This is a genomic window from Nonomuraea fuscirosea, assembly GCF_035917475.1.
GTDB lineage: Bacteria > Actinomycetota > Actinomycetes > Streptosporangiales > Streptosporangiaceae > Nonomuraea > Nonomuraea fuscirosea.
This window is the reverse complement of record NZ_CP109074.1, coordinates 7,298,657-7,311,510: the sequence shown is the minus strand read 5'-3', so window position 1 is coordinate 7,311,510 and position 12,854 is coordinate 7,298,657. Positions and strand designations below refer to the sequence as shown.

Annotated in this window: 12 protein-coding genes; 8 read left to right on the top strand and 4 right to left on the bottom strand. The window is 70.4% G+C overall.

The features are described from left to right. Positions 1-274 precede the first annotated feature (274 nt). Positions 275-940, top strand: a complete 666-nt coding sequence (locus OIE67_RS33310; protein ID WP_326627938.1) for a lytic polysaccharide monooxygenase auxiliary activity family 9 protein — start codon at positions 275-277, stop codon at positions 938-940. A 155-nt stretch (positions 941-1,095) separates the two neighbouring features. Here the strand turns inward: OIE67_RS33310 and OIE67_RS33305 are convergent, their stop codons facing one another. The 3 genes from OIE67_RS33305 to OIE67_RS33295 all read right to left on the bottom strand — a co-directional run bounded on the left by OIE67_RS33305 (position 1,096) and on the right by OIE67_RS33295 (position 3,831). After that, the gene (locus OIE67_RS33305; RefSeq protein WP_326627936.1) at positions 1,096-1,821 is read right to left on the bottom strand and encodes a hypothetical protein; all 726 of its coding nucleotides are present in this window, start codon (positions 1,819-1,821) and stop codon (positions 1,096-1,098) included. A gap of 271 nt (positions 1,822-2,092) precedes the next feature. Next, a complete protein-coding gene (locus OIE67_RS33300; protein WP_326627934.1) occupies positions 2,093-2,449 on the bottom strand; it encodes a hypothetical protein in 357 nt (118 codons plus the stop codon). A 182-nt stretch (positions 2,450-2,631) separates the two neighbouring features. Next, positions 2,632-3,831, bottom strand: a complete 1,200-nt coding sequence (locus OIE67_RS33295; protein ID WP_326627932.1) for an RNA-guided endonuclease InsQ/TnpB family protein — start codon at positions 3,829-3,831, stop codon at positions 2,632-2,634. Between the two features lie 23 nt (positions 3,832-3,854). On the opposite strand from OIE67_RS33295, the gene tnpA reads away from it, so the two are divergent. Beyond that, on the top strand, positions 3,855-4,271 hold the full coding sequence (tnpA, locus tag OIE67_RS33290) for an IS200/IS605 family transposase (protein ID WP_326627930.1): 417 nt from the start codon (positions 3,855-3,857) through the stop codon (positions 4,269-4,271). Positions 4,272-4,572: 301 nt separating this feature from the next. Here tnpA and OIE67_RS33285 read toward each other — a convergent pair whose 3' ends face one another. Further along, positions 4,573-5,568, bottom strand: a complete 996-nt coding sequence (locus OIE67_RS33285) for a LacI family DNA-binding transcriptional regulator (protein ID WP_326627928.1) — start codon at positions 5,566-5,568, stop codon at positions 4,573-4,575. A 223-nt stretch (positions 5,569-5,791) separates the two neighbouring features. Here OIE67_RS33285 and OIE67_RS33280 point away from each other — a divergent pair, with 223 nt between their 5' ends. From OIE67_RS33280 to OIE67_RS33255, 6 genes are read left to right on the top strand one after another with little or no spacing between them, the layout of a single operon-like run. Continuing rightward, entirely contained in the window at positions 5,792-7,702 is a 1,911-nt protein-coding gene (locus OIE67_RS33280; RefSeq protein WP_326627926.1) for a primary-amine oxidase, read from the top strand. A 14-nt stretch (positions 7,703-7,716) separates the two neighbouring features. Next, on the top strand, positions 7,717-9,339 hold the full coding sequence (locus OIE67_RS33275) for an ABC transporter substrate-binding protein (protein WP_326627924.1): 1,623 nt from the start codon (positions 7,717-7,719) through the stop codon (positions 9,337-9,339). Between the two features lie 2 nt (positions 9,340-9,341). Continuing rightward, positions 9,342-10,310 (top strand): ABC transporter permease, encoded by a 969-nt coding sequence (locus tag OIE67_RS33270; protein WP_326627922.1) that lies wholly within the window; start codon positions 9,342-9,344, stop codon positions 10,308-10,310. Continuing rightward, entirely contained in the window at positions 10,307-11,125 is an 819-nt protein-coding gene (locus tag OIE67_RS33265; protein WP_326627920.1) for an ABC transporter permease, read from the top strand. The genes OIE67_RS33270 and OIE67_RS33265 overlap by 4 nt, the downstream gene beginning before the upstream one ends. Next, on the top strand, positions 11,122-12,087 hold the full coding sequence (locus OIE67_RS33260; protein WP_326627918.1) for an ABC transporter ATP-binding protein: 966 nt from the start codon (positions 11,122-11,124) through the stop codon (positions 12,085-12,087). The genes OIE67_RS33265 and OIE67_RS33260 overlap by 4 nt, the downstream gene beginning before the upstream one ends. Continuing rightward, positions 12,084-12,833: an ABC transporter ATP-binding protein gene (locus OIE67_RS33255; RefSeq protein WP_326627916.1), complete on the top strand. Its 750-nt coding sequence runs from the start codon at positions 12,084-12,086 to the stop codon at positions 12,831-12,833. Before OIE67_RS33260 ends, OIE67_RS33255 begins: the two co-directional genes overlap by 4 nt. Positions 12,834-12,854 lie beyond the last annotated feature (21 nt).

The following is a 12,854-nucleotide window of genomic DNA, read 5'->3' as shown; positions in this document are numbered from 1 at the left end:
GTCTCGCCCTCGCTCACATGCTACTTCCCCCTATTCCCTCACTTTAAGTTTCACCGCAATCACCCATAGATACGGAGTAAATCGAACGAGTTGAAAGTTTCAATCCTCTGACATAACTCCGGAAAGCCCTTTCCGCTGCTCACCCGCTCCAGTGCTCGGCAGCGAACCCGTTTGACGAAACCCCATCACTTGGCCGTACTCCAGCAGTCAGATACCGTCGCGCACCGGAGCGCTCCCCACCCCCGGACCCCGACCGGAACACGGAGACCGCACAATGCCCCGACGAGCACCGCGACGCTGGGCGAAGCGCGCCCTGATCCTGCTCACGTCCCTGACCATGCTCTGCGTCGTGCCCCTGAGCGGCACCGCCTCGGCGCACGGCTCGACCACCGACCCCGCCTCCCGCAACTACGGCTGCTGGCTGCGCTGGGGCAGCGACTTCCAGAACCCCGCCATGCAGCAGCAGGACCCCATGTGCTGGCAGGCCTGGCAGGACAACACGAACGCCATGTGGAACTGGAACGGCCTCTACCGCGACAACGTCGGCGGCAACCACGAGGCCGCCGTCCCCAACGGCCAGTTGTGCAGCGCCGGCCAGACCCAGGACGGCCGGTACCGCTCCATGGACACGCCCGGCGCGTGGAAGACGACGCCGCTCGGCAGCACGTTCAGCGTCCGCCTGACCGACCAGGCGTACCACGGCGCCGACTACATCAAGGTCTACATCACCCGCCAGGGCTACGACGCCACGACCACCCGGCTCGGCTGGAACCACCTCGAACTGATCAGGGAGACCTCCAGGTACGCACCCGCCAACGTCTACCAGATCGACAACCTCAGCAAGGGCTCCCGCACCGGCCGCCACATCGTCTACACGATCTGGAAGGCCTCCCACATGGACCAGACCTACTACTTCTGCAGCGACGTCACATTCAACTGAAGCAGCCCCCAGCCGGACGCGGCCCGTCCGCGTCCGGCCTCATCAGACGCCTGTACGCAGGTCCGCACCGTGAACCCGAGAGGCTGCGACCGGGGTACTCGGCCACACCCGGGATGTGCCATCGCCGCCAGCGTGGGGGAGGCGGCGGCAGGTGATCAGTCCTTGGTGAAGGTCCACCGGCCGTCTGCATGCACCGTCACCAGGATCGTTCCATCAGGCAGCAGGACTTCACCGCGATAGGAACCGATCTCGTTGATCAAGTTGTCGCGGTCGCCTTCCGAGTAGGCGTCGACGATGATGTTGCTGCTGCCGGAGTGGTTGACCTTCACCGTCGTCAGGCCGGAGCTGGCCGGCGACACCAGCAGCACTTCGTCGCCGCGACCGGACACGCGCGCGGCAGTCCACGGCCGGGCCGCGGTGAGCGGTTTCAGTGTGAGCGTCCACGCCCCGTCCGCCTTGATCTTGAAGCCGCGCAGCACCTTCCCCTCGTACTCGTTGACGATGACCGTGCCCTTGTAAGCGCCGATCTCGTTGACGATGGACGCCTGTTCTGCGCCGCCCGGGTCCACCGGCTCGACGATGAAGTTCGACCCGCCCGCATGCGTGAGCGTCGCGAGCAGAACGTCTTCCGTCTCCTTCACCTTGACCACCTTGTCGCCTACGCCGCGATAGGAGCGCGGCTTCATGGTCGGCGACGGCGTCGGTGTGGCCGAGGCGTCCTCGACAGGGGCCTCCGCCTCCACCTCCTCTGTCGGGGAACTGCTGGACGTGTCTTCCGTGAAAGCGAGCCGATCCCGACCGGCCGGTTCCCCGCCGGACAGGAACGCTCCAATCACGGCCAGCACGACCAGGCCGCCGAGCAGGGCGAGCGTCACCTTCAACCCGGTCTGCTTCTTCGGCGGCCGACGGTGAGGAGGGGGAAACCCCTGGCCGGGCGGAGGGAAACCACCTCCTGGAGGCGGGCCGTACCCGCCGCCGTACGGCCCTCCAGGGGGTGGCGGGAAAGGAGGCGGCGGATAGCCACCCGGCGGTTGGCCAGGGGGTGGCGGGTATCCGCCTTGGGGCGGTTGCTGCGGCCCGTATGGGTGCGACATGGAGGCTCCAAAGGGACGGAAGGACGCACTCGCACATCCGCCCGTTTCGGTGTCGGTGTTACAAGCCGCCCGGTGCGGAGGGCGGTGGGCCGGCGCATACGCAGGGCACCGCGAGCAGCGTGCCGGCCTCTTCGTCGATGTGCAGGACCGTGCTCGCCCCCATGCAGACGCGGCAGCCCAGCGCGGCCGCGACGTAGGGGTCCGCCCACACCCTGTGGCCGGCGGCGGTCGGCGGAGGTGGTGGCGGCTTCGCGCCTCGCTCCGCGGGCTCGTTGTCGCCGCCGACGACGCCCTGGCCGGCGCAGAACCGGCAGGTGAGGAAGAGCGGCCCTATCCGCTCCCCGTGGCCGCCTTCGCATTCCGGGCAGGTGATGGGGTCGGTCACGCCCGGCCGGTCCCACGGCACGTCGTGCACGGCACCCAGGTGCGCTGCTCGTCCTTCTTGCCGTTCAGCTCCATCCACTCCCCTTGAGCGCCCAGACAGATCCCGCAGACCGGTGGCGCCTCTTCATCCTCGCCTTTCTTTCTTCGCCATGGCCGGACTTTGACGCGCTCGCCGGGCTGAAGCCCGACGATTCTGGCCTGTGCCGCTGTCGTTCACGCGGCGGCACTTCCTTGGCTTCCTGCTTCGAGGGGCCGTGCCGGGCTCGCGCCCGGTCTTACCGGCCCTCCACAGGCGTTTTGCCTCTCCGCCCGTCCGGCGGCGAGGATATTGAGCGCGGCGTTGATGTCCCGGTCGTGGGCCGCACCGCAGGAGCAGGTCCACTCCCGCACCGACAGGGGTATGTCCTGCCGTACCGCTCCGCATACCGAGCACAGCTTGCTACTCGGGAACCAGCGGCTGACCTTGACGAAGGTCCTGCCGTACAGGCGCGCCTTGTACTCCAGCATGGCCACGAACGACGACCAGCCCGCATCATGCACGCTCTTGGCCAGCCGGGTGCGCGCCAAGCCCTTGACCGCCAGGTCCTCCAGATACACCGCTTGGTTCTCGCGGATGATCTGGGTGGAGAGCTGGTGGTGGAACTCGCGGCGCGTGTCGGCGACCCTGGCGTGCTGCCGGGCGACCACAAGCCGGGCCTTGGCCCCGTTCTTGGAACCTTTCTCCTTACGGGACAGGGCCTTCTGCGCCCGCTTGAGTTTCTTCTCCGCCCGGCGCAGGAACCGGGGCGAATCGATCTTCTGCCCGTCCGACAGGACGGCGAAGTGTCCAAGACCCAGGTCGATCCCGCTCTCGATCCCGCTTTCCGGTAGGGGTGAGGCGCTGGCCTCCACGACGAAAGACGCGAAATAGCGGCCCGCCGCATCCTTGATCACGCTCACGCTGGACGGCTCGGAGGGCAGCTCCCGCGACCAGCGCACCGCCACGTCTCCGATCTTCGGCAGGCGCAGCTTTCCGCCCGGCGTGATCGAGAATCGGGCGTTGCGGGTGAACCTGATCGCCTGCCGGTTGTCCTTGCGGGACCGGAACCGGGGAGCGCCCAGCTTCGGGCCTTTCCGTTTGCCCGACAACGAGGCGAAGAAGTTGCGGAATGCCCTCGTGCAGTCGGCCAGCGCCTGCTGGAGCACCACTGCCGACACCTCGCCCAGCCACACCCGGTCGGGGCGCTTCTTCGCCTCGGTGATGACCTGCCGGGACAGGTCGGCGTCGATGACGAACGGCAGGCCGGCCTCATGTGCGTCGTTACGCAGCCGCAGCGCGTCGTTGAACACGACACGCGCGCAACCGAACGCCTTGGCCAGCTCGATTTGCTGGCCCGGTGTCGGGTCGAGGCGGAAGCTGTAACGCAGCTGCACACGAACTACCTTACTATTGGTTTATGGCCGAGCACAGCGATATCAGGACCGGTAGGCACTGCGTTTTCGTCCTGCACGCTCACTTGGTTTTCGTGACCAAGTTCCGCCACCGGGTCTTCAACGGCGAGCACCTGACACGCCTGGAAGAGATCATGAGGGATGTGTGCGCCGACTTCGAGACCGACCTGCGTGAGTTCAACGGCGAGAACAATCACGTCCACCTGCTGGTGAACTTCCCACCCAAGATCGCCCTGTCCAAGCTCGTCAACTCGTTGAAAGGGGTGTCCTCGCGGCGGATGCGCCAGGAGTTCCCCGAACTGGCCGCCCACTACTACCGGGCAAACAAGCTGTGGTCAGGCTCCTACTTCGCCGGGTCGGTAGACGGCGCTCCCATCAGTGTCCTGCGCCAGTACATCGAGCAGCAGAACCGGCCGGTCTGAGCGGGGTGGACGCCGGTCCGCCTGGCGGCGAATCGGCTGTCCTTGCCCCGCTTCGCGGGACGGTCGGCTTCACCACCGGCCTGAAGGCCGGAGCACTACCGTCAATTCTGGTAGCCGGACCGATGCGCTCCGTCTGTGACCCGAGCGAGGGAAGCCTGTAGCGAGCCCGGTTCGACGGTGGTGCGGTGCCGTGGCCCCGGCGGGCTGGAAAGATGATGCCGCAGGTCAGAAGGGCAACGACGCCATTGTGGCCTGGCCGGCCGTTGCCGTGGCCCCTTCCCGAGGCTGTGGCGAGCGCTCCCTAGGGGTGCGGGTGGGTGGAGGGGCGTAGTTCGAGTTCGATCGGGTGGACGCGTTCCGTCCCGGGCCCGGCGGTGCCTGACAGGAGTTCGAACAGCAGCTCGGCGCAGCCGGCCCCGGCCTCCCGGGGACGGAGGTCGATCGAGGTGATCGGGGGGTCGGCCATCCGGGTGGCGGCGCTGTCGACGCAGGAGGCGAGGAGCACGCCGGAGCCCGTCTCCCGCACCATGGGCGCCACCTCGGTGGCCGCCCCGGCGGGAGCGCACACCAGCGCGTCCACCGCCTCGCCGTCGCTGGACTCGGGCGCGAGCAGGGTGCGGGCGGCGGCGCGGATCTCCTCGCCGGTGGCGTCGAAGGAGACGCGGCGGACCCGGGGGGTGATGTCCTTCGTGGCGCACCATTCCAGGTAGCCCCGGTGCAGGCTGGCGGCCCAGTCGCTTTCGTCGCCGGCCACGATGAGGCCGGGGCGGACGGAGCCGGCCGTGCTGAGGTGGTCGAGCAGGCGGTGGAGCATCGGCGCGTGTTCCGACCACACCACCCCGTCCGCCTGCCGCGCCCCCGGGAAGCGTTCGCAGGAGACGGTCGGCAGGCCGGTGGCCATCAGGCTCTCCACCACCGGGTCGCCCCCGAGCGGGTCGCCGAGCACCAGGCCGTCGACGCGTGGCGGGCGGGAGCGGCGCTGGCCCGAGGTGATCAGGGTGACGTCGTAGTCGTGCCGCGCCGCCTGTTCGACCACGCCGAAGACGAACGACATGTAGTAGGAGGAGCGGGTCAGCACCTCGGGCACGTGCAGGCCGATCGTCCCCGTGCTGGCCTTGCGCAGGTGGCGGGCCGAGCCGTTGGGTACGTAGCCGAGCCGTTCGGCGACCCGCGCGACCGTCTCGCGGGTGCGCTCCGAGACCCGGCCCGAGCCGCGCAGGGCGTCGGAGGCGGTCGTCTTGGAGACGCCGGCTTCCCTGGCGACGGTGAGGATCGTGACCGGCTCGTCTGCTTGCACGCCCTGATGGTACTGGTGCATTTTCCGTCCTCGTCCCCTGGCTGTGCCGGGCTCCCGGCCCCTCGGTCTCCGGCCTCCGCGCCCAGCCGGAGTGCGGCGTCCCCGTCCTGCTTCCGTTAAGGATCTGTTTCGCCTGGGCCTCAGGTCTTGTGCCTCGCGGCCGTCGCAATTAAGTTAGCGCGAAACTTGCCGGAACGTTCCGGCAGTAGAAAGGGGCGGAACGTTGCACCTGTCCACCGGGAAGCACCCCCACCCTCTCGACCCGCTCGCCGCGCGGGAGATCGACGAGGTCAGACGGATTCTGATGGCCGAAGGGCTGCTGACGGAGACGGTCCGGGTGGCTTACCTCGGCCTGGAGGAGCCGCCGAAGGGCGAGGTGCTGGCGTACCGGCCGGGCGACCCCGTCACGCGCAAGGCCCGTGCGTTCCTGCTCGACCTGGCCACCGAGGCGGCGCTGGACGTGGTCGTCTCCATCGGCGGGGGCCGGGTGGAGTCGCGCGAGCCGATCGACCCCGCGATCGACGGCCAGGTGCCGATGCTGGACGAGGAGCACGCGCTGGTCCGGCGGGTGCTGCGCGCGGACGCCGCCTGGGCCGAGGCGCTGGCCAGGCGCGGGATCGACGACCCGCAGGGCGTCTACCTGGCCGCGCTCAGCGCCGGCCACTTCGGGCTGGCCGAGGAGGAGGGACGGCGGGTGGCCAGGGTGCTGGCGCACGTCATGCCCACGCCGGAGAGCCTGCCTTGGGCCCACCCGGTGGACGGCCTGGTCGCGTACGTGGACCTGGTCAAGGGCGAGGTCCTGGAGATCGTGGACACCGGCCCCCAGCCGATCCCGCGGGAGTCCGGCGACTACGGCCACGGCCCCTTCCGCACCACGCAGAAACCCATCCACATCACCCAGCCGGACGGCCCCAGCTTCACCGTGGACGGCCCGCTGGTGCAGTGGGAGAAGTGGAGCCTGCGCCTCGGCTACGACATGCGCGAGGGCCTGACGCTGCACCGGATCGGGTTCGAGGACGGCGGCCGGGTCCGCCCGATCGTGTACCGGGCCTCGGTGGCCGAGATGGTCGTCCCGTACGGCGACCCGAGCCCGATCCGCTTCTGGCAGAACTACTTCGACACCGGCGAGTACCAGCTCGGCAAGCTGGCCAACTCCCTCGAACTCGGTTGCGACTGCCTCGGCGAGATCACCTACTTCGACGCCGTCGTCACGGACGGCGCCGGCGTGCCCAAGGTGATCACGAACGCGATCTGCATGCACGAGGAGGACTACGGCGTGCTGTGGAAGCACACCGACCCGGCCAACGGCTCCAGGGAGACGCGCAGGCAGCGCCGCCTGGTGATCTCGTTCTTCGTGACGGTGGGCAACTACGACTACGGCTTCTACTGGTACCTCTACCTGGACGGCACCATCGAGCTGGAGGTCAAGGCCACCGGCATCGTCTTCACCGGCGCCTACGACGAGCGGGCCGCGCCGTACGCGTCGGAGGTGGCGCCGGGGCTGGCGGCGCCGTACCACCAGCACCTGTTCGGGGCCCGGCTGGACATGACGGTGGACGGCGTGGCCAACGCCGTGGACGAGGTCGAGGTGGACATCCCCCCGGCCGGCCAGGACAACCCGTACGGGAGCGCCATCCGCCGCGCCGTCACCCGCCTGCGCACCGAACGTGAGGCCGTCCGCGACGCCGACCTGAAGGCGGAGCGCACCTGGCACGTCGTCAACCCGGACGTGCGCAACCGCCTGGGCCGCCCCGTCGGCTACGCGCTGCACGCCGAGGGCAGGCCGACGCTGCTGGCCACACCGGGATCGAGCATCCACAGCAGAGCCGAGTTCGCCACCAGACATCTGTGGGTCACCCGCTACCACCCCGCAGAGCGCTATCCCGCCGGAGACCTGGTGAACCAGCATCCCGGCGGCGCGGGCCTGCCCGCCTACACCAGGGCCGACCGCGACATCGACGGGCAGGACATCGTGCTGTGGCACACGTTCGGCCTGACGCATTTCCCCCGCACCGAGGACTGGCCGATCATGCCGGTCGACACCTGCGGGTTCGTCCTCAAGCCGGTCGGCTTCTTCGACCGCAACCCCACGCTCGACGTACCGCCGAGCGCCGCCGAACGTTCCTGTCACTAGAGGAGAAGAGGCCCATGCGTAACCTACGCCTGGCCTGCGGTGTCGCGGCCGCCCTGCTGGCTTCGGCCTGCGCCGCCACCGGAACGACCACCAGCCCGACGGCCGCGGCGCAGCAGAGCGCCGCCCCCGGCTACCTCGCGCTCGCCGATCAGTCCCTCCCTTCTGGAGGCACGCTCAACCTCCAGGTCCACATCGACAGCGGCGCCGCCACCGGGTACGACCCGCAGCTCGCCGACGTCGCCACCACCTGGCAGCTGCTGTCGCTGTCCTACGAGACGCTGGTCACGGTGGGCCCCGACTTCTCCGTGCAGCCGCTGCTGGCCGAGAAGTGGGACACGCCGAGCCCCACCGAGTACGTCTTCCACCTGCGTAAGGGCGTCCGGTTCTCCAACGGCAGGGAGATGACGGCCGACGACGTGGTGGGCAGCCTCAAGCGGCTGCTGGCCTCGAAGTCGGTGTGGCGCGGGCAGCTCGGCCCGGTCAAGTCGGTGACCGCGGACGGCGACGGCGAGGTGAAGGTGACGCTGAGCGAGCCGTACACGCCGTTCCTGGCGGCGCTGGCCAACGTGCCCGCGGCGGTGCTGCCGATGAAGGAGATCGACGACAAGTCGGTCGATCCGGCCACCACGCTGCTCGGCACCGGCCCGTACGTGGTCGAGAACCACCGCCAGGACGTGTCGTGGGCGTTCAAGCGCAACGACCGGTACTGGAACAAGGGCAAGCCCGCGGCCGACGCGCTGAACATCACGATCGCCCCCGAGGAGGCCGCGCGCATCGCCGCGCTGCAGAACGGCAGCGCCGCCCTGGCGACCCTGGGCAACGTGGACTCGGCCACGATGCTGGCCGGAGCCGGGAACGTCCAGGTCGGGACGCAGGCCACCACGGACTTCTACTACCTGATGCTGAACAGCCTGAAGCCGGGCTCGAAGCTGGCCGACCCGAAGGTGCGCCAGGCCATCGCCATCGCGCTGGACAACCAGCAGATCGCGGACGTCGCGCTGGGCGGCCAGGGCAAGCCGACCGCGATCACCCCGGCGGGCCTGCCCGGCGCCTGCGACCCGGCCGCGCTGCCGTCGGCGGCCAAGAGCGTGGACGACGCCAAGGCGCTGCTGGCCGAGGCCGGCGCGCAGGACCTGTCGTTCACGCTCACCATCTTCTCCACCGAGCCGGCCCCGGCGGTCGCGCAGGTGATCCAGCAGAACCTGCAGCAGGCCGGCATCACCGTCAAGATCGAGCAGATGGACGAGGCGAGCTGGTCGGGCAAGGTGTACGGCAAGGCGCCGGCCGACTTCGACGCCGCCCTGTCCTGGTTCGCCGGCTACGCCGACCCCGGCATGGTCACCAGGTGGTGGAACCCGGAGACGGCCGGCTTCAACGTCGGCTTCATGAAGCCGGACAAGGAGCTGAACACGCTCATCGACGCGGCGGGCAAGGAGCCGGCCGGGCCGTCCAGGGACCGGGCGCTGACCGCCGTGTGCGCCAAGGCGGACGCGGACGCGCAGATGATCCCGCTGGTCACCCGCCCGGCCACGGTCGCGTTCAGGACCGACGCGCTCAGCCCGAGCCTGTACGCCACCGAGGGCTACGGCAACGTGCTGCGCCTGGTCGCCGACGCCCGCGTGAAGAAGACCCGATAACCATGCGGCTGCTGATGTGGTGGTCCGGCCGGGCGCTCAGCTCGGCCGCCACGCTGCTGGGCGTCTCGGTCCTCATCTTCGCCGCCGTGCGGCTGATGCCGGGCGGCTTCGCGGAGACCGTGCTCGGGCCGTTCGCCACCGCCGAGCAGAAGGCCGAGCTGGCCGCCCGCTACGGGCTGGACCAGGCGGTCTTCATGCAGTACGGGCACTGGCTCTCGGCCGTGGCGGGCGGCGACTTCGGCGTCTCCATGATCAGCCGCCAGCCGGTGGGCGTGGAGCTGCTGGCCCGGCTGCCGGTCACGGCCGAGCTGACGGTGCTGGCCGTGCTGGCGAGCGTGCTGGCCGGGGTGCCACTGGGCGTGCTGACCGCCGTGCGCGCCCGCCCCGAGGGCGGCGGCGCGGCCGGGCGGCTGCTCAGCGGGCTGGGCGTCAGCGTGCCCGAGTTCGTGCTGGGCAGCCTGGTGGTGTTCGTCTTCTCCCGGTACGCGCTCGGCCTCAAGGTCGGCTCCTGGGTGCCGCTCACCCAGGACCCGGCGGCGAACCTGGCCACGATGATCCTGCCCGCGGCCGTCCTGTCGGTCTTCTCCATCTCGGTGACCGCCAGGACCACCCGCGACGCCGTCATGGGCGTGCTGGTCGAGCCGTACGTCACGGCCGCCGTCGGGCGCGGGGAGTCACCGTGGTTCATCGTCAGGCACCACATCCTGCGCAACGCCGCCACCCCCGTGGTCACGCTGATCGGCACCACGACCGCGTACCTGCTGGGCGGCGCGCTGATCGTGGAGCACGTGTTCAACCTGCCCGGCGTCGGCTCCTACATCGTGCAGGCCGTCGGCCGCCGCGACTACGCGGTGGTGCAGGCCGGGGTGCTGCTGGCGGCCGGGGTGTTCATCGTGATGAACGTGCTCATCGACCTGCTGGTCGGGATGCTCGACCCCCGGCTCGGCGTCATGGCGGGGAGGCGCTCGTGAGAAGACTGGATCGGCTGTCCATCGGCGGGCTGGTCACGCTGCTGGTCCTGGTGGTGTTCGCGCTGGGATCGCTGATCGGGGCCGGCGGGGATCCGGACGCGATCGTCGGCCCCCGGCTGCAGCCCCCTGGCCCCGGCTGGTGGCTGGGCACCGACAACCTGGGCCGCTCGGTGCTGCCGCGCGTCATGGAGGGCGTGGGCACGACGCTGCTGCTGTCGTCCGTCGCGGTGCTGGTCACGGCCGCGTTGAGCGCGACGTTCGGCATCGTCGCCGGATACCGTGGCGGTTACCTGAACGAGCTGGTGATGCGCCTGGTGGAAGTGCTCTACTCCTTCCCGGCCATCGTGCTGGCCATCCTGGTCGCCGCCGTGCTCGGCCCCGGCCAGACGGCGGCGCTGGCCAGCATCGTGCTGGTGACGATCCCGCTGATGACCCGGCTGGTGCGGGCCGCCGCCGTGGCCGTCTCGCAGCGCGACTACGTCACCTCGGCCGTCATCAGCGGCGCCCGGCTGCCGCGCGTGCTCGTCCGGCACGTGCTGCCGAACGTGGCCGGCACGATCGCGGTGCAGGGCACGTACGCGCTGTCGGTCGGCATCGCGGTCGAGGGCGGGCTGAGCTTCCTCGGCTTCGGGGTGCAGCCGCCGCAGGCCTCGCTCGGCGTGCTCATCCAGCAGGGCGGCACGTACATGATCGCCGCGCCCTGGCTGATCCTCGGCCCGGGGGTCGTGCTGGTGGCGGCGATCCTGGCGATCAACGTGGTCGGCGACGGGCTGCGCGACCGGCTCGAACCCAGGGAGACGAGGACTTTGACATGAGCCTGCTCTCGGTACGGAATCTGGTGATCGACTATCCGCGCACCCGGGCCCTCGACGGCGCCGATCTGACCCTGGAGCAGGGGGAGAGCCTCGGGCTGGTCGGCGAGAGCGGATCGGGCAAGTCCACGCTCGGCTCCGCCGTCGGCCGGCTGCTGCCCACGTCGGCGCGGCGGACGGACGGGGAGGTGCTGGTCGCCGGGGAGCCGGTGTTCGAGCTGCCCGCCGTCCGGCTGCGCCACCTGCGCAGGAGACACCTCGGGTTCGTCTTCCAGGACCCGATCGCCTCGCTCGACCCGACCATGCGCGTCGGCGCCCAGCTCCGGCTGGTGCTCGGGCGCGACGGCGACGTGCGCTTCCACCTGGGACGGGTCAGGCTGGACGACCCCCGGGTGCTGCGCGCCTACCCGCACCAGCTCTCCGGCGGCATGGCGCAGCGGGTGGCCATAGCGATGGCCATGGCCACCTCGCCCGAGCTGCTCGTCGCCGACGAGCCGACCGCCGCCCTGGACAGCCAGGTGCGCGAGGAGGTGTCGAACGTGGTGTTCTCGCTGGCCGCCGAGGCGGGCACGGGCATCCTGTGGCTCAGCCACGACCTGCCCGCCGTGGCCCGCCGCTGCGACCGGGTCGCGGTCATGTACGGCGGGCGCGTCGTCGAGAGCGGCCCCGCCCGCCGGGTGCTGGGCGATCCGGCCCACCCCTATACGGCGGCGCTGGCGGGCTCGGCTCCCGCCGCCGCGCCCCACGGCGTCCGGCTCCATCCGGTGCCCGGCCGTCCGCCCGTGCTGGAGGGCCCGGCGGCCGGATGCGCCTTCGCGCCGCGCTGCCCGTTCGCGGAGGAACGCTGCGAGCACGAACGCCCGGTCCCGGTCCGCGTCCGCGAGCAGGACGTCCTGTGCCACCGGGCGGGAGAGCTGGAGGGCCGCCTGTCGCAGGGCGACGCCGTGTCGGAGGTGAAGGCGTGATCCTCGAACTCGACGACGTCACCGTCACCTTCGCCGCGGGGCCGCCGTTCCGGCGCATCCACCTCGACGCGATGCGGCACGTCACGCTGTCGGTCGCCGAGGGCGAGACGCTGGGCCTGGTCGGCGAGTCGGGCTCCGGTAAGACGACCACCAGCCGGGTCGCCCTCGGCCTGCAGCGTCCCACGGCCGGCACCGTCAGGTTCGGCGGGCGCCCGTTCCCCAAACGGCGGCGCGAGCTGGCCGGCCGCATGCAGGCCGTGCTCCAGCACCCGCACTGGTCGCTCAACCCGCGCATGCGCGTCGGCCAGAGCGTCGCCGAGCCGCTGGCGGTGCTCGGCCGCCTCGAAGACGGCCGCGCGGGCGACGCGGTCACCGAGGTGCTGGAGCAGGTCGGCCTGGAGGCGGCCTTCGCCGGCCGCTATCCGCACGAGCTGTCCGGCGGCCAGCGCCAGCGCGTCTCGATCGCCCGCGCGCTGGTCACCAGGCCGGGCTTCATCGTCTTCGACGAGGCCGTCAGCGCGCTGGACGTCTCCGTCCAGGTGCAGATCCTCAACCTGATCAAGGACCTGCAGGCCGAGTACGGCTTCAGCGCCCTGTTCATCTCCCACGACCTCGGCGCGGTGCGTTACGTCGCCGACCGGATCGCGGTCATGCGCGCGGGCGAGATCGTGGAGACCGCCGAGACGGCCACCTTCTACACCGCCCCTTCACACGAGTATTCGAAGCAGCTTCTGGAGGCCCTATGAGAGACGACGCTGTGAGAGACG

What these genes read in the sequence shown, in the direction of transcription:
- OIE67_RS33310 (WP_326627938.1), top strand. Translation starts at nt 275, where the DNA reads ATGCCCCGACGAGCACCGCGACGCTGGGCGAAGCGCGCCCTGATCCTG.
- tnpA (WP_326627930.1), top strand. Translation starts at nt 3,855, where the DNA reads ATGGCCGAGCACAGCGATATCAGGACCGGTAGGCACTGCGTTTTCGTC.
- OIE67_RS33275 (WP_326627924.1), top strand. Translation starts at nt 7,717, where the DNA reads ATGCGTAACCTACGCCTGGCCTGCGGTGTCGCGGCCGCCCTGCTGGCT.
- OIE67_RS33270 (WP_326627922.1), top strand. Translation starts at nt 9,342, where the DNA reads ATGCGGCTGCTGATGTGGTGGTCCGGCCGGGCGCTCAGCTCGGCCGCC.
- OIE67_RS33260 (WP_326627918.1), top strand. Translation starts at nt 11,122, where the DNA reads ATGAGCCTGCTCTCGGTACGGAATCTGGTGATCGACTATCCGCGCACC.